This window comes from Streptomyces fildesensis, assembly GCF_016107395.1.
Taxonomy (GTDB): domain Bacteria; phylum Actinomycetota; class Actinomycetes; order Streptomycetales; family Streptomycetaceae; genus Actinacidiphila; species Actinacidiphila fildesensis.
Genome location: NZ_JAAIKO010000025.1, coordinates 20,698 through 36,958, shown reverse-complemented (window position 1 = coordinate 36,958; position 16,261 = coordinate 20,698). Strand labels below are relative to the sequence as shown.

12 protein-coding genes are annotated in these 16,261 nt (G+C 72.1%); 10 read left to right on the top strand and 2 right to left on the bottom strand.

All coding sequences use genetic code 11. The features are described 5' to 3' along the window. Window positions 1-118: 118 nt before the first annotated feature. Window positions 119-895: a MerR family transcriptional regulator gene (locus C6N31_RS27005; protein ID WP_138354770.1), complete on the bottom strand. Its 777-nt coding sequence runs from the start codon at window positions 893-895 to the stop codon at window positions 119-121. Window positions 896-1,148: 253 nt separating this feature from the next. Here C6N31_RS27005 and C6N31_RS27000 point away from each other — a divergent pair, with 253 nt between their 5' ends. From C6N31_RS27000 to C6N31_RS26985, 4 genes are all read left to right on the top strand, one after another. After that, window positions 1,149-2,657 (top strand): flavin-containing monooxygenase, encoded by a 1,509-nt coding sequence (locus C6N31_RS27000; protein WP_138354722.1) that lies wholly within the window; start codon window positions 1,149-1,151, stop codon window positions 2,655-2,657. Beyond that, window positions 2,654-3,616, top strand: a complete 963-nt coding sequence (locus C6N31_RS26995; protein WP_138354721.1) for an alpha/beta fold hydrolase — start codon at window positions 2,654-2,656, stop codon at window positions 3,614-3,616. Before C6N31_RS27000 ends, C6N31_RS26995 begins: the two co-directional genes overlap by 4 nt. Continuing rightward, window positions 3,613-4,509: an SDR family oxidoreductase gene (locus C6N31_RS26990; protein WP_138354720.1), complete on the top strand. Its 897-nt coding sequence runs from the start codon at window positions 3,613-3,615 to the stop codon at window positions 4,507-4,509. Before C6N31_RS26995 ends, C6N31_RS26990 begins: the two co-directional genes overlap by 4 nt. A gap of 104 nt (window positions 4,510-4,613) precedes the next feature. Continuing rightward, on the top strand, window positions 4,614-4,805 hold the full coding sequence (locus C6N31_RS26985) for a hypothetical protein (RefSeq protein ID WP_164294399.1): 192 nt from the start codon (window positions 4,614-4,616) through the stop codon (window positions 4,803-4,805). A gap of 101 nt (window positions 4,806-4,906) precedes the next feature. Here C6N31_RS26985 and C6N31_RS26980 read toward each other — a convergent pair whose 3' ends face one another. Beyond that, a complete protein-coding gene (locus C6N31_RS26980) occupies window positions 4,907-8,365 on the bottom strand; it encodes a S41 family peptidase (protein WP_198358457.1) in 3,459 nt (1,152 codons plus the stop codon). A 136-nt stretch (window positions 8,366-8,501) separates the two neighbouring features. Between C6N31_RS26980 and C6N31_RS26975 the strand changes: the two genes are divergently transcribed. From C6N31_RS26975 to C6N31_RS26950, 6 genes are all read left to right on the top strand, one after another. Then, window positions 8,502-9,602, top strand: a complete 1,101-nt coding sequence (locus C6N31_RS26975) for an energy-coupling factor ABC transporter permease (protein ID WP_138354717.1) — start codon at window positions 8,502-8,504, stop codon at window positions 9,600-9,602. A gap of 2 nt (window positions 9,603-9,604) precedes the next feature. After that, on the top strand, window positions 9,605-10,369 hold the full coding sequence (gene cbiQ / locus C6N31_RS26970) for a cobalt ECF transporter T component CbiQ (RefSeq protein ID WP_138354716.1): 765 nt from the start codon (window positions 9,605-9,607) through the stop codon (window positions 10,367-10,369). Continuing rightward, window positions 10,366-11,160, top strand: a complete 795-nt coding sequence (locus C6N31_RS26965; protein WP_187144905.1) for an energy-coupling factor ABC transporter ATP-binding protein — start codon at window positions 10,366-10,368, stop codon at window positions 11,158-11,160. Before cbiQ ends, C6N31_RS26965 begins: the two co-directional genes overlap by 4 nt. Before the next feature lie 35 nt (window positions 11,161-11,195). Further along, on the top strand, window positions 11,196-12,851 hold the full coding sequence (locus C6N31_RS26960; RefSeq protein ID WP_198358456.1) for an FAD-binding dehydrogenase: 1,656 nt from the start codon (window positions 11,196-11,198) through the stop codon (window positions 12,849-12,851). Window positions 12,852-13,025: 174 nt separating this feature from the next. Further along, window positions 13,026-14,825 carry a glycoside hydrolase family 6 protein gene (locus C6N31_RS26955; protein WP_138354714.1) on the top strand — a complete coding sequence of 600 codons (1,800 nt, stop codon included), beginning with the start codon at window positions 13,026-13,028 and terminating at the stop codon, window positions 14,823-14,825. A gap of 235 nt (window positions 14,826-15,060) precedes the next feature. Beyond that, entirely contained in the window at window positions 15,061-16,260 is a 1,200-nt protein-coding gene (locus C6N31_RS26950) for a serine hydrolase domain-containing protein (protein ID WP_269284176.1), read from the top strand. The last annotated feature ends 1 nt before the right edge of the window (window position 16,261 follow it).

Below are 16,261 nucleotides of genomic sequence, written 5' to 3'. Positions count from 1 at the left end.
TACCTCCTGCGCAGGGGGCGGGTCCCCCTCAGGATTGGACGCGGTGCCGGGTTCCGCCACCGCTGGTACGGCCGCCGGGTCCGCTCTTCGGTCGGAGCGGGGCGGCCGAAAGCGCGACTTATGGAGCGGGGGTGGCCGGCGGGTCCTCCGGCGGGGTCGGGCCGGGTGCGGCCCCGGGCGCCGCGTGGTCCTGCAGCCAGCTCTCCAGCTCGGTCCTGACGCGCCGGTCCATGGCCAGCGACAGCTCCGCGTCGACCACGTTCTTGGCCAGCGGATGCAGCCGTTCCAGCGCCTCGGCGAGCCGGGTCACCTCGCCCGGCGGCAGGTGGTCGACGGCGGCGGCGTCCACCACGTGCTTGCGGATGAGCACCGTGAACAGATCGGCGAGCGCGTCCACATGGACGCGTACGGCGCGGCCCGTCTCCAGCACGGCGGCCAGCGGGACGCCCTCGCGGACCAGGGCGGCCGACGCGTCGAGCAGCCGGCGGCTGGTGTGGACGACGTTCTCGCCGTCGACGGCGATGTAGCCGATGTCGAGGGCCGTCGTCAGGTTCTCCGGGGTGACGTCCTCGCCGAAGTAGTCGGCGAGGGCCTCGGGGGTGAGCCTGACCGGGGTCTCCTCCGACCAGGGCGTGATCAACGCGCCTTCCAGGCCCAGGAGTTCGGCGACGCCGTCGAGGGTCCGGCCGTTCTCCCACGCGCCGATCAGCTCGGCGATGCCGCCGAGGGTGTGGCCCCGCTCCAGGAGGGCGGCGATCGTGTGCAGCCGGGCGAGATGGGCTTCGTTGTACCAGGCGATACGGCCCTCGCGGCGCGGTGGCGGGATGAGCTTGCGCTCGCGGTAGAAGCGAACGGTGCGCACGGGGATACCGGCCGCCTCGGCCAGTGCCTCCATCCGGTATTCCTGCCCCGGCTTCCGCTCCTCGGGCTGCTCCCTGGTCTCCTGCACGTCCTCGGCCACCTCGTCAGCCTATGCGCTCCCCGGAGCGCGCCGGGGCCGGTGCGCGGGTGCCGGGCGGGTGCGCACACCCCGCCCGTGGTCCGTTTCGTCTTGGGTGGGCCTGACCCCTACCGCCGGTAACCGCAGTGGTCTACCGTACGGATCGTGCCAGTGATTGCTGGCGTGATTGAGGCAGGGAGGCGGCGCCATGGCTGAGCACGTGCGGGTGGCGGTGATCGGATCAGGGTTCGGCGGGCTCGGCGCGGCCGTCCGGCTGCGGCGGGAGGGCATCACGGACTTCGTGATCCTCGAACGCGCCGGCTCGGTCGGCGGGACCTGGCGGGACAACAGCTACCCGGGATGCGCCTGCGACGTTCCCTCCCACCTGTACTCGTTCTCCTTCGCGCCGAACGCGGACTGGCCCCGTACGTTCTCCGGACAGCCGCACATCCGCGCCTATCTGGAGCGGGTCACCGACACCTTCGGCCTGCGGCCGCATCTGCGGTTCGACTCCGAGGTGCTCCAGGCGAGCTGGGACGACGAGGCCAAGCACTGGCACATACGGACCACGCAGGGCGACCTGACGGCCGATGTCGTCGTCTCCGCCACCGGCCCGCTGTCCGACCCCAAGCTGCCGGACATCCCGGGCCTCGACACGTTCCCCGGCGCGGTCTTCCACTCCTCGCGCTGGGACCACGACTTCGACATCAAGGACAAGCGCATCGCGATGGTCGGCACCGGCGCCTCCGCGATCCAGATCGTGCCGTCCATCCAGCCGCAGGTGAAGTCGCTGACCGTGCTGCAGCGCACCCCGCCGTGGGTGATGCCGCGGATGGACCGCGGCATCAACAAGGCCGAGCGGTGGCTGCACGGTACGGTGCCGGGCACCGCGAAGGCGCGGCGCGGACTGCTCTGGCTGATCAGGGAGTTCCAGGTCGGCGCGTTCGTCAAGCGCCCGCAGCTGATGAAGGCGACCGAGCAGATCGCGAAGAACCACATGCGCCGCGCGATCAAGGACCCGGTGATGCGGGCGAAGCTGACGCCGGACTACACCATCGGCTGCAAGCGGATCCTGCTCTCCAACGACTACTATCCGGCGCTCGCCCAGCCCAACACCGAGGTGGTCACCTCGGCGCTCAAGGAGGTGCGCGGCTCGACGATCGTCACGTCGGACGGCACCGAGCGCGAGGTCGACGCGATCGTCTTCGGCACCGGCTTCCATGTGACGGACATGCCGATCGGCGACCGGATCACCGGCGTCGGCGGCCGATCGCTGGCCGAGCACTGGAAGGACGGGATGGCGGCGCTGCGCGGCACCACGATCGACGGCTTCCCGAACCTGCTGCTGATCATCGGCCCCAACACCGGCCTCGGGAACAGCTCGATGATCCTGATGATCGAGTCGTCCATCAACTACGTCGCCGATTACCTGCGCACCCTGGAACGGACCGGGGCGGCCGCGCTGGACGCCAAGCCGACGGCGGTCAGGGCGTGGAACGCCGAGATGCAGCGGCGCACCGCGCGGACGGTGTGGAACACCGGCGGCTGCAAGAGCTGGTACCTGGACGCCGAGGGCCGCAACACGACGGCCTGGCCCGGCACGACGGCCGAATTCCGGCGGGCCACCCGCGAACTGAAGCTTGCAGAGTACGACCTGGTGCCGGCGCCCGTGCGCACGGCGGAGCCGGTGGAGCCCGTGGAGGTGCCCGCGTCATGAGCAGGATCACCGCAAAGAGCGCAGCGGCGGCGGACAGCCCGTTCACCCTCCCCGCTCCCCGCCGGGAGGTCGCCGTGAACTCGGCGGACGGCACCCGGATCCACGTCGAGGAGTACGGGCCCGCCGACCGGCCGACCGTCGTCCTGATCCACGGCTGGACCTGTTCCACGATCTTCTGGGCGCCGCTGATCCGGGACCTCGCGGCCGACTTCCGGGTGGTCGCCTACGACCAGCGCGGACACGGCCGCAGCGGCACACCGCACCGCACCGGCTACAGCACACGGGTACTGGCCGACGATCTGTCGGCGGTGCTGCAGGCCGTCGTTCCCGAGGGGGAACGGGCGGTGCTGGTCGGCCACTCCATGGGCGGGATGACGCTGATGGCCGCCTCCGGCCGCGCCGCCGTCCGCTCCCGCACGGCCGCCACCCTGCTGGCCAGCACCGGCAGCGGACGGCTGCTCGCCGAGACCCAGGTGCTGCCGCAGCGGATCCGCTCCCAGAAGGTCCGGGACCGCTTCCACCGGCTGCTGCTCGGCTCGCGCGCCCCGCTCGGGCCGGTCAGCGGGATGTCGCGCGCTGCGCTCAAGTACGGCGTGATGGCGGCGGGTTCGACCCCGGAACAGGTCGCCGCGACCGCCCGTATCGTGCATGCCTGCGGGACCCGGCCGCGCTCCGCGTGGGGACGGGTGCTGGCGGGACTCGACCTGGACGCGGCGCTCCGCGGGATCACCGCGCCGACCGCTGTCCTGGTCGGCACGGCTGACAAGCTGACCCCGCCGGTGCACGCGCGCGGCATGGCCGCCGCGCTGCCCCACTGCGTCGGGCTGACCGAACTCGAAGGCCTCGGCCACATGACACCCATCGAAGGCACGGCCGCGGTCGCGGGCGTCGTCCGCGGTCTGGTCAGGGACCACCTGCCGGTCCAGGAGAACCTTTCCGTGAAGGAGCAGACGGTATGAGCCAGTCGTTGAACGGACAGGTCGTGGTGGTCACGGGCGCCGCCCGCGGGGTGGGCGAGATGCTCGCGCGCAAGCTCGCCCGCCGCGGTGCCAAGCTGGCGCTGGTCGGCCTGGAGCCGGACCAGCTCAAGCTGGTGGCGGAGGGCCTCGGCGGCGGCGCGGCGCACTGGGTCGCCGATGTCACCGACCTCGAGGCGATGCGGCGGGCCGCCGCCGAGATCCTGGAGCACTTCGGGCGGATCGACGTCGTGGTCGCCAACGCGGGTGTGGCGACCGGTGGTCCGTTCCTGGACTCCGACCCCGTCGCGTTCGAACGGGTCATCAACGTCAACCTGCTGGGCAGTGTCACCACCGCCCGCGCCTTCCTGCCCGCGCTCCTCACCTCGCGCGGCTATCTGCTGCAGATCGCGTCGCTGGCGGCGATCACCCCGGCCCCGATGATGACCGCGTACTGCGCGAGCAAGGCGGGCGTCGAGTCGTTCGCGCACAGCCTGCGCGCCGAGGTCGGCCACAAGGGCGTCAAGGTCGGCGTCGGGTATCTGAGCTGGACCGACACCGACATGGTGCGCGGCGCCGACGAGGACGAGCTCATGCGCCACATGCGCGCCAAGCTGCCCTGGCCGGCGAACCGTACGTATCCGCTGGAGCCGGCCGTCGAGCGGATCGTGGCCGGGATCGAGCGGCGCTCGCCGCATGTGTACGCGCAGTGGTGGCTGCGTGGCATGCAGTCGGTGCGCGGCTATCTGCCGTCGGTCATCGGCGGTGCGCTCGGGCAGCGGGAGATGCGCAGGGCCGAGCCGCGGTTCGCCGCCACGGCGGGCACCCGGCGGGGGCTCGTCGGACGGGGCGGAGAGGCGGACGAGGCAGCGCAGTCATCACGCTCCGTAGGGTGACAAAAGGGTAGCTGACCTGGGTATTTCCTCCCGACATGCGAGGCATGTCCACCCGTGTCAGTCTGGTCGAGGCCCCATCCCCACAAACTCCAGGAGGAGTGATCATGGGCGCTTTCGACCAGTTCAAGGACAAGGCCGGCAACCTCTCGAACAAGGCCAAGGAGGCCATGGGCGAGCAGCAGGACAAGTCCGCCGAGATGGAGGACGAGACCCGCGACAAGGCTGCCGACATGCGCGAAATGGGCCAGGACAAGGCCCGGGACGCGGCCGAGGACGCCCAGGACAACTGGAGTTAGTCCGCCTGCGCGGCGCGAACGGTGAAGGGGCGCACCCGTCGAGGGTGCGCCCCTTCATGCTGTGCCGACTCCTTCTGACCGCTGCCGCAGCGGCGTCCGGATCAGCGCGGTGGCAGCGGCGGGCGGCGGCGGTCCGGGCGCTCGGAGAGGTCCGGCGGGGTGACGGCGGGGTGTTCGGCCAGCAGCGCGAGGGCCGTGTCGACGGCCACGTCCAGTTGGGCGTGCCGCCCCTCCGCCCAGTCCAACGGGGTGCGCAGGGACTCGACATCGGGGTCGACGCCGTAGTTCTCGACGCCCCACCCGTACGCGTCGAACCAGCCCGCGTTCATCGGCACCGTGATCACCGTGCCGTCCCCCAGCTTGTGCCGGCCGGTCATCCCGACCACGCCGCCCCACGTCCGCAGCCCCACCACCGGGCCGAGGCCCAGCAGTTTGAACGCGGCGGTGATCATGTCGCCGTCGGATGAGGTCGCTTCGTCGGCGAGCGCGACGACCGGACCGCGCGGCGCTTGGCTCGCGTACGAGACGGGCTGCGCGTTGCGGGTCAGGTCCCAGCCGAGGATGGTGCGCGTGAGCTTCTCGACGACGAGTTCGCTGATGTGCCCGCCCGCGTTGCCCCGTACGTCCACGATGAGCGCCTCGTAGGCGACCTCCATCCGCAGATCGCGGTTGAACTGCGCCCAGCCGGAGCCGCCCATGTCGGGGATGTGCAGATAGCCGCACCGGCCGCCGCTCAGATTCCGTACGACGGCCCGCCGTTTGGCGACCCAGTCCTGGTAGCGCAGCGGCCGTTCGTCGATCAGCGGGACGACGGCGACCCGGCGCGGATGCCCCTCGCCGGGCGGGGTGAACGTCAGCTCCACGGTCGTGCCGCCCGCGCCCGCGAGCAGCGGATACGGTCCCGCGCACGGGTCGACGGGGCGCCCGTCGATATGGGTGAGCACCGCGCCCTCGCGGATTCCGGTGCCGGCCAGCGGGGAGCGGGCCTTGGAGTCCGAGGACTCACCGGGCAGGATCCGCACCACCGTCCACGTACCGTCCTTGTTGTGCTGGAAGTTGGCGCCGAGCAGCCCGATCGGCCGCTGGTAGTGCGCCGGGCCCTCGTTGCGGCGGGCGGGGCTGACGTACGCGTGCGAGGTGCCCAGTTCGCCGAGGACCTCGCGCAGCAGATCGGCGAACTCGTCGGGGGTGGCGACCCGTTCGACCAGCGGACGGTACTGGTCCAGGATCGCGGGCCAGTCGATGCCGCACATGTCGGGGGCCCAGAAGTAGTCCCGGATGAGCCGGCCGGCCTCGGCGTAGGACTGCTGCCATTCCGAGGGCGGGTCGACCTCGTGCAGGATCCGCCGCATGTCGACGTAGACCGTCGAGTCGTCGTCGCCGCGCTCGGTGGCCGGCAGGACGGCCAGATCGCCCTCGTCGAAGACCGCCAGCCGCTTGCCGTCCCCGCTGACCGCGTACCAGTCCATGTGGTGGACCAGCTCGGTCCGCTTGGACTTGCCCAGGTTGAAGTACTCCAGGGTCGGACGCGCGGACGGGTCCGTCGGGTTGGTGAACGTCTCGCCGAGCGCGCCGGAGATCGGCCAGCGCAGCCACACCAGGCCGTCGTGCACCGGCTCCAGCGCCGAGTACTTGGACGCCGGGACCGGGAACGGCGTGACACGGCTCGCCAGCCCCTCCGTCTCGACCACCACCGGACCGTCCCCGCCGCTCTCCGCCGGGTCCAGGCCGCCGCCGATCGGCCGGCCGTCGACGGGCAGCGCGAACGGTGACGGCGTCGCGGAGTTCAGCGGTACGAGGTAGGGGCGGCAGCCGAGCGGGAACGACAGATCGCCGGTGTGCACGTCGTAGACCGGGTCGAAGCCGCGCCACGACAGGAACGCCAGATAGCGGCCGTCGAGGGTGAAGACCGGCTGCTCGTCCTCGAAGCGGCCGTTCGTCACGTCGATGATCGTGCGGTCCGCGAGTCTGGCGATCTTCACCGAGCGCAGCGACCGGCCGATCCCGGGGTGCGACCAGGTCAGCCAGGCCGAGTCGGGGGAGAACGCGAGGTCGCGCACGGGGCCGTTCGTGGACCTGATCAGCTCGGCCACGGTCCCGGACGAGCTGCTCGCGTGGTCGGGGTCGGTCGCGAAGCCGTCTCCGTCTCCGTCGTCCTCGTCGCCGTTTCCGCCCGCATCGCCCCCCTCGCCGGTGGCGACGAGCAGCAGCCGCCCGTCGTTCGCGGCGACGGCGAGGGTGCGGCCGTCCGGGGACGAGACCAGCTCCAGTACGCGGCCCAGCTCGCCGACGCCGAGCCGGGGCCCGGTGCCGGTCACGGCGGCGCGGCCGGCGGTGCCGGTGGAGACCGCGGGGGTGTCCAGGGGAGTGGCGGTCTCCCCGGCCTCGTCGTCCTGGTCCAGGGCGTTGCCGTCGTCGTCCTCGTCGAGGCCCTCCAGCGCCGCGCGGACCGCCGGACGGCTGGCCCGGCCCGGCAGATGGGCGATCTCGATGCTGTCCTCGCCCTCCGCGTCCGTGACGAAGGCGATCCGGCCGGTGTCCCCGAGCATCTCGGGCAGCCGGACGCGCGCGCCCGGCTCGTCGGCGATGGTGCGGGCCGGGCCGTCGCGGTGGGTCAGCCAGTACAGGCTGCCGCGGACGCAGACCGCGCTGGCGCGACCGGTCCGGTCGCAGGCCAGGCCGTCCAGGTTGGACGCGGCCGGCACCTGGTAGGGCCGCCGGCCGGCGCGCGGGCCGCCCAGCCGGACGTCCAGTTTGCGGGGCCGGGCGCCGGGGGAGAGGTCGTCGACGATCCACAGCTCGCCCGCGCACTGGTAGACGACCCGCTCCCCGTCGGTCGAGGCGCTGCGGGCGTAGAAGTCCGCGTGGTCGGTATGGCGGCGCAGGTCCGTACCGTCCGGAGCGCACGAGTAGAGATTGCCGACGCCTTCGTGGTCGGAGAGGAAGCAAATACGGTCGCCCACGAACATCGGCGAGTTCAGATGCCCGTCGATCGTCGGCACCAGCCGCTCGCCGTGCAGCCACAGCCGCCCCGTCGCCCCGCCCCGGTACCGCTTCCAGGCGTGCGGCTCGTGCGGCGGGGTGCCGCTCAGCAGCAGCGTGTGGCGCTCCCCGGCGACGTCGCTCACCGCGATGTCCGAGACCGGGCCCCACGGCAGCCGGCCGCCGGGACCGCCGTCGGTCGGCACGCTGTGGGCCCAGGAGAAGTACGAGAACGGCTGGCCGTGCGAGGAGACCGCGAGGACCTGCCCGTCGGGCGTCCAGGAGCACACCCGGGTGTCGAAGCTGCCCCAGTACGTCAGCCGGCGGGCCGGGCCGCCGTCCACCGGGGCGAGGTGGATCTCCGGGTCCAGACTGCGCCACGAGGTGAAGGCGATGGCGGAGCCGTCCGGCGAGAAGCGTGGCGAGCCGACCCTCGTGCGGTCGGCCGTGACCCGCCAGGCCCGGCCGGGAACGCCACCCGGCCGCCCCAGCGGTGCGACCCAGACATCGTCCTCGGCGACGAAGCACAGCAGTTCGCCATGAATATGCGGATACCGGAGATACGCGCCATCGCTCACCTACCCCATGGTTCTGGGCATGGGGGGCGCGGGCAACTCGTACGCGCTCCCGATGCACCAGAAGCGCTCTTGCACATCGATTGCAGGTAGCCACTATCATCGAACGGTTGACCAGGCAGTACTCGAGGGGACCCCCATGCACGTACCCGACGGATTCATCGACACCCCGGTGTCGGCGGCGACCGGTGTCGTGGCCGTCGCGGCCGTCGCGATCAGCCTGCGGGGCGCCCGCCGCGAGCTGGACGAGCGCACCGCGCCGCTCGCCGGCCTGGTGGCCGCCTTCATCTTCGCCGTGCAGATGCTGAACTTCCCGGTGGCCGCCGGCACCAGCGGCCATCTGCTGGGCGGCGCGCTCGCGGCGATACTCGTCGGCCCCTTCACGGGGGTCCTGTGCGTGTCCGTGGTCCTGCTGATGCAGGGCGTCCTGTTCGCGGACGGCGGGCTCACCGCGCTCGGCACCAACATCACCGACATGGCGATCGTGACGACCGTCGTCGCCTACGCGATCTTCCGCGGACTGGTGAAGGTGCTGCCGCGCAGCCGGGCCTCCATCACCGTCGCCTCGTTCGCCGCCGCGGTCGTCTCGGTGCCGGCCGCCGCCGTCGCGTTCACCACGATCTACTGGCTCGGCGGCACCACCGACGTGCCGATCGGCAAGGTCGCCACCGCGATGGTCGGCGTCCATGTGCTGATCGGCATCGGCGAGGCCGCGATCACCGCCGCCACCGTCGGCGCGGTCGTCGCCGTCCGCCCCGACCTGGTCTACGGGGCCCGGGGGCTGAGCAAGCCGCTGGAGCTGCGCACCACGCCGACTGGCGCCCCGCTGGTGCCGGGCGAGGCCCGTCCGGCGGCCGTGACCGTGGCCACCCCGGCGCCCGCGGCCGTCGTGACCTCCCCGGCCCCCGCCGGCCGCTCCAACCGGCCGGTCTGGATCGCGGGCCTGATCGCGGCACTCGCCCTCGCGGGCGGCGTCAGCTACTACGCCTCCGCCAGCCCCGACGGCCTGGAGAAGGTCGCCCACGACAAGGGCATCGACGAGAAGGCCAAGCCGCACGCGAACGACGACTCCCCGCTCGCGGGCTACAGCGTCAAGGACGTCGGCGACGCCCGGCTGTCGGGCGGCCTCGCCGGGGTCATCGGCGTCGGCGCGACCCTGACCGTCGGCTCCGGCGTCTTCATCGTCGTACGGCGCCGCCGCAGGCACACCGTCCACCCGATCCAGGGCCAGGGGGCCTGACGATGGGCGCGGGACACGCGCACCGGCTCTACCGGCACGGGCACTCGCCCGTGCACGGGATGCCCCCGCACTGCAAGATCGCGGCCGTCTTCGGCTTCGTCCTCGTCGTGGTCTCCACCCCGCGCGAGGCGATGTGGGCCTTCGGCCTGTACGCGGTCCTGCTCGTGGCCGTCGCGTTCCGTGCCCGCGTCCCGATCGCGTTCCTGCTCCGCAGGCTCGTCATCGAGGTGCCGTTCGTGGCCTTCGCCGTCCTGCTGCCGTTCGTCGCGACCGGCCCGCAGGTCCACGTCCTCGGGATGTCGCTGAGCGAGAACGGCCTGTGGGGCGCCTGGAACGTACTGGCCAAGGGCACCCTCGGCGTCGCCGCGTCCGTGCTGCTCGCCGCCACCACCGAGCTGCGCGAGCTGCTGCTCGGCCTCCAGCGGCTGCGGATGCCGCCGCTCCTCGTCCAGATCGCTTCCTTCATGATCCGCTACGGCGATGTCATCACCGACGAGATGCGGCGGATGCGGATCGCCCGGGAGTCGCGCGGCTTCCAGGCCCGCGGCGTCCGGCACTGGCCGGTCCTCGCGAAGTCCGCGGGCGCGCTGTTCATCCGCTCCTACGAACGCGGTGAACGCGTCCACCTGGCGATGGTCAGCCGCGGCTACACCGGCACGATGCCCGTCATCGACGACGTCACCGCCACCCGCGCCCAGTGGTCGCACGCCGCCGTACTCCCCGTACTGGCCCTGGCCGTCTGCCTGACAGGATGGACGCTGAGATGACCACCGAACCGACCCGTGACCCGGCCGCGGGCCCGATGCCGCCCTCGCTGGACGTCCGCGGCCTCGCCTTCGCCTATCCCGACGGTCACCAGGCCCTCTTCGGCGTCGACCTGAGCGTCGCCCGCGGTGAGCGGGTGGCGCTGCTCGGGCCCAACGGCGCGGGCAAGACCACCCTGGTCCTACACCTCAACGGGATCCTCACCGGCGGCGCCGGCACGGTCACCGTCGGCGGGCTGCCCGTCGGCAAGAAGCACCTCGCCGAGATCCGCCGCCGGGTCGGCATCGTCTTCCAGGACCCCGACGACCAGCTCTTCATGCCGACCGTCCGCGAGGACGTCGCCTTCGGGCCCGCCGCCGGGGGGCTGCGCGGCCCGGAGCTGGAAGCGCGCGTCATGACCGCCCTCGACCAGGTCGGGATGGCCGACTTCGCGGCCCGCCCGCCGCACCACCTGTCCTTCGGACAGCGCCGCCGGGTCGCCGTGGCCACGGTGCTCGCGATGCGGCCGGAGATCCTGGTCCTGGACGAGCCCTCGTCCAATCTCGACCCCGCGTCCCGCCGCGAGCTGGCCGACATCCTCCGCTCGCTGGACGTCACCGTCCTGATGGTCACCCACGACCTTCCGTACGCCCTGGAGCTCTGCCCCCGCGCGGTCGTCCTCAGCGACGGCGTCATCACCGCCGACGGCCGTACCCAGGAACTCCTCTGCGACGAGGACCTGATGCGGGCGCACCGGCTCGAACTCCCCTTCGGCTTCAACCCCCGCTCGGTGACGGCCCCTACCGCGAGGTAACGTGCCCCCAACCGTCGAACCCGGAGGGCACCGCCATGGCAATGGACGCGGACGTCATCGTCGTAGGAGCAGGGCTCTCCGGGCTGGTGGCGACAGCGGAGCTGGCCGCCGCCGGCCGCAAGGTGATCCTGGTGGACCAGGAACCCGAGGCGTCGCTCGGCGGCCAGGCGTTCTGGTCGTTCGGCGGGCTGTTCCTGGTCGACTCGCCGGAGCAGCGCCGGATGCGCATCAAGGACAGCCCGGAGCTGGCCCTCCAGGACTGGATGGGCACGGCGGGCTTCGACCGCCCGGAGGACCACTGGCCGCGCAAGTGGGCCGAGGCGTACGTGGACTTCGCCGCGGGTGAGAAGCGCGCCTGGCTGCACGAGCGCGGCGTGCGGTTCTTCCCGGTGGTGGGCTGGGCCGAACGCGGCGGCTTCCTGGCGACCGGCCCCGGCAACTCGGTGCCGCGCTTCCACATCACCTGGGGCACCGGCCCCGGCATCATCGAGCCGTTCGTCCGCCAGGTGCGCGAAGCGGTCGCGCGGGGCCGCGTCGAACTGCGGTTCCGGCACCGGGTGACCGGGCTGAACACGACCGACGGCACGGTGGACGGTGTGACCGGCGAGATCCTGGTCGCCGACGGCGCCCAGCGCGGTGAGGCCAGTTCGCGCGAGGTGCTCGAGGCGTTCACCCTGACGGCGCAGGCCGTCATCGTCACCTCCGGAGGCATCGGCGGCAACCACGACCTCGTCCGGAAGAGCTGGCCCGCCCGGCTCGGCACGCCCCCCGAGAAGCTGCTGTCCGGCGTCCCGGCGCACGTGGACGGCCTGATGCTCGGCACGGCCGGTGCCGCAGGCGCGAACCTGATCAACGGCGACCGGATGTGGCACTACACCGAGGGCATCGAGAACTGGGACCCGATCTGGGCGCGGCACGGCATCCGGATCCTGCCGGGCCCGTCGTCGCTGTGGCTGAACGCGCGCGGCGAGCGGCTGCCGGTGCCGCTGTTCCCCGGGTTCGACACTTTGGGGACGCTGGAGCACATCATGACGACGGGCTACGACTACACGTGGTTCGTCCTCACCCAGAAGATCATCGAGAAGGAGTTCGCGCTCTCGGGATCCGAGCAGAACCCGGACCTGACGGGCAAGAGCGTGCGCGAGGTCCTCAAGCGCGCGCTGCCGGGCGCGACCGGACCCGTCGAGGCCTTCAAGAAGCACGGTCCCGACTTCGTGGTCGAGAACGATCTGCCGGCGCTGGTCCGCGGGATGAACGCGATCACCAAGGACGCGCTGATCGACGAGACCGCGCTGCGCCGCGAGATCGAGGCGCGGGACCGGGAGATCGCCAACACGTTCACCAAGGACCTTCAGGTCATGGCGATGCGCGGAGCGCGCAACTACCTCGGCGACAAGCTGATCCGCACGGCGTCGCCGCACCGGATCCTGGACCCGAAGGCGGGCCCGCTGATCGCCGTCCGGCTGAACATCCTGACGCGCAAGTCGCTCGGCGGACTGGAGACCGACCTCGACGGACGGGTGCTGCGGGCGGGCGGGGAACCGTTCGGCGGGCTGTACGCGGCGGGCGAGGCGGCCGGATTCGGCGGCGGGGGCATGCACGGCTACCGCTCGCTGGAGGGGACGTTCCTCGGGGGCTGCATCTTCTCCGGGCGCACGGCGGGCCGGGCGGCGGCAGCGGCGACCGCGTAGCGGCGGGCCGGGGTTCCGGCTGACGGCGGTTCTGTTCGAAGCGTTGACAGGACTTGGTCAACGCTCAACTATGGGAGCGCTCCCACGTTAAGAGCGTGTAACCGCAACAGGCATCAACGCACCACCTCCCTCGACGACTTGAAAGCTCACCCCCACTCCGGAGGTAGTCCGCACATGAGAGCCGCAGCGCAACAGCCACGCCAGCTACCACCGCCACGACACCGCCGTACGGCCGTGCTGGCCGCAGGTCTCCTCATCGCCACCGCGGGCGGGACCGCGGCCGCGTTCACCGCCACCAACGCCTCGGCCGCCACGGACGCGGCGGCCGGATGCACGGTCGCGTATACGGTGCAGAACCAGTGGGACACCGGCTTCACCACCCAGGTGACCCTCACCAACACCGGTCCCGCGGTCACTTCTTGGACGCTGGGCTGGTCGTTCGCCGGCAACCAGAAGGTCACCCAGGGCTGGAACGCGGACATCGCGCAGAGCGCCGCCGCCGTCACCGCCAAGAACCTCTCGTACAACGGGACCCTGGCGACCGGCGGCTCCACGAACTTCGGCTTCAACGGCTCCTACAGCGGCACGAACGCGAGCCCCACCGCCTTCACGCTCAACGGCGTCGCCTGCAACGGCGGCACGCCGACCACGCCCCCCACGACGCCACCGACCACTCCGCCCACCACGCCTCCGACCACGCCTCCGACGACCCCGCCGCCCGGCACCCGGGTCGACAACCCGTACGCCGGCGCCAAGGGCTACGTCAACCCCGAGTGGTCCGCGAAGGCCGCGGCCGAGGCCGGCGGCAGCCGTATCGCCAACACGTCGACCGCCGTATGGCTCGACCGGATCGCCGCGATCAACGGCGTGAACGGCGGCATGGGCCTGCGCGCCCACCTGAACAAGGCGGTCACCCAGGCCGCGGGACAGCCGCTCACCATCGAGCTGGTCATCTACGACCTGCCGGGCCGTGACTGCGCGGCGCTCGCCTCCAACGGCGAACTCGGCGCGACCGAGCTCGCCCGCTACAAGGCCGAGTACATCGACCCGATCGCCGCGATCATCGCCGACCCGGCCTACGCCGCGCTGCGCATCGTCACGATCGTCGAGCCGGACTCGCTGCCCAACCTGGTCACCAACGCGGGTGGCACCGCCGGCTCGACCGAGGCGTGCGCGACGATGAAGGCCAACGGCAACTACGAGGCCGGCGTCGGCTACGCGCTGCACAGGCTCGGCGCGTACTCGAACGTCTACAACTACATCGACGCCGGGCACCACGGCTGGCTGGGCTGGGACACCAACCTGGGCCCGGCCGCCCAGGAGTTCCTGAAGGCCGCGACAACGGGCGGCGCCACCGTCAACGACGTGGCGGGCTTCATCGTCAACACCGCCAACTACGGCGCGACGACCGAGCCGTTCTTCAAGATCACCGACAGCGTGAACGGCACCTCCGTGCGCCAGTCGAAGTGGGTGGACTGGAACCAGTACGTCGACGAGCAGAGCTACGCCCAGGCGCTGCGCAGCCTCCTGGTGACGACCGGCTTCAACTCCGGTCTCGGCATGCTGATCGACACCTCCCGCAACGGCTGGGGCGGCGCGGCCCGGCCCACCGGACCGGGTGCGACGACCTCCGTGGACACATACGTCAACGGCGGCCGACTCGACCGCCGTATCCACCTCGGCAACTGGTGCAACCAGTCCGGTGCCGGTATCGGCGCACGGCCGACCGCGGCTCCCGCAGCCGGGATCGACGCCTATGTGTGGGTGAAGCCGCCGGGTGAGTCCGACGGTGCCAGCTCGGCGATCCCGAACGACGAGGGCAAGGGATTCGACCGGATGTGTGACCCGACCTACACCGGCAACGGTCGCAACGGCAACAGCATGAGCGGTGCGCTGCCGGACTCGCCGCTGGCGGGCAAGTGGTTCTCCGCCCAGTTCCAGGAGCTCATGAAGAACGCCTACCCGGCGCTGTAACCGCTCCAGGACCGGGCCTGCTCCCGGTCCCCGCCATCGGGTCCTGCGTTCGGTCCCGGCCGCGCCCCGCTCGGATTCCGCGAGCGGGGCGCGGCTCATGCCCGCTCCCACAAGTTCCCGGAAGGTCCTGGAAGGTCCCGGAAGGTATCGGGGAAGGCCGGGGTTGGGATGTGGGGGTGCGCCGTGCACCATGGGGGTGCGGATTCATGTCGGGCGCGGAGCGGGAGCGACAACGGTGGTGGACGTCCATGGGACGGTGACGGACGGCTTCGAGCCGGTCCGCGAGGCGTTCGCACGCAACTTCGAGCTGCGCGGTGACCGCGGCGCGGCCTTCGCCCTGTACCGCGACGGCCGCAAGGTCGTCGACCTGTGGGCGGGCACGGCAGGCCCCGACGGTGACGAGCCCTGGCAGGAGGACACCGCGCAGATCGTCCGGTCCGCCACCAAGGGCCCGGCGGCGGCCTGCCTGCTCCTCCTCCACCAGCGCGGCCAACTCGACCTGGACGCGCCCGTCGGTACGTACTGGCCGGCCTTCAAGGCCGCGGGCAAGGACCGGGTGACCGTACGGGACGTCCTCGCGCACCGGGCAGGCGTTCCCGCACTCGATGTGCCCCTCACCCCGGAACAGGCCCTCGACGGGGTGTCCGGCCCCCGCGCCGTCGCCGCGCAGGCCCCGCTCTTCGCGCCGGGCACCACCCACGGCTACCACGCCCAGACCTACAGCTGGCTGCTCGGCGAGATCGTCCAGCGGGCGTCCGGGCGCAGCCTCGGCCGGTACATCGCCGAGGAGATCACCCGGCCGCTCGGCCTGGACCTGTGGGTGGGCCTGCCGCCCGGCGAGACCCACCGCGTCGGGCGGATCGCCGACGTCCCGCCGCCGCCCGCGCCCGCCGCGAGCGGGCTGCGCGCCCGCCCCAAGCAGTCGGTCCACGACGCCTACGCGAACCCGGACTCGCTCACCCGCCGGGCCTTCGCCGCGATCACCCCGCTCCCGGACGAGAACGACCCGGCCTACCGGGCCGGCGAACTGGCGGCCTCCAACGGCATCGCCACCGCCCGCTCACTGGCCCGCTTCTACGCGGCCCTGATAGGCAACGTGGACGGGTACCGGGAGAGCGACGCCGAGAGCAGGATGCTCTTCGCCCCGGCCACCGTCACCGGCGCCCGCACCGTCGAGTCCGACGGACCGGACCAGGTGCTCGTCGTCAACACCCGGTTCGGCCTCGGCTACATGCTGCACGGCCCGTCCTCCCCGTTCCTCGGCCCCGCCTCGTTCGGCCACCCCGGCCGCGGCGGCCCGCTGGCCTTCGCGGACCCGGACGCCGGTATCGGGTTCGGCTACATCACCAACGGCATGCAGAAGAACGTCACGTCCGACCCCCGCGCCCAGGCCCTGCTGCGGGCGGTACGGGAGTGCCTGGCGGCGCTGCGCTAGG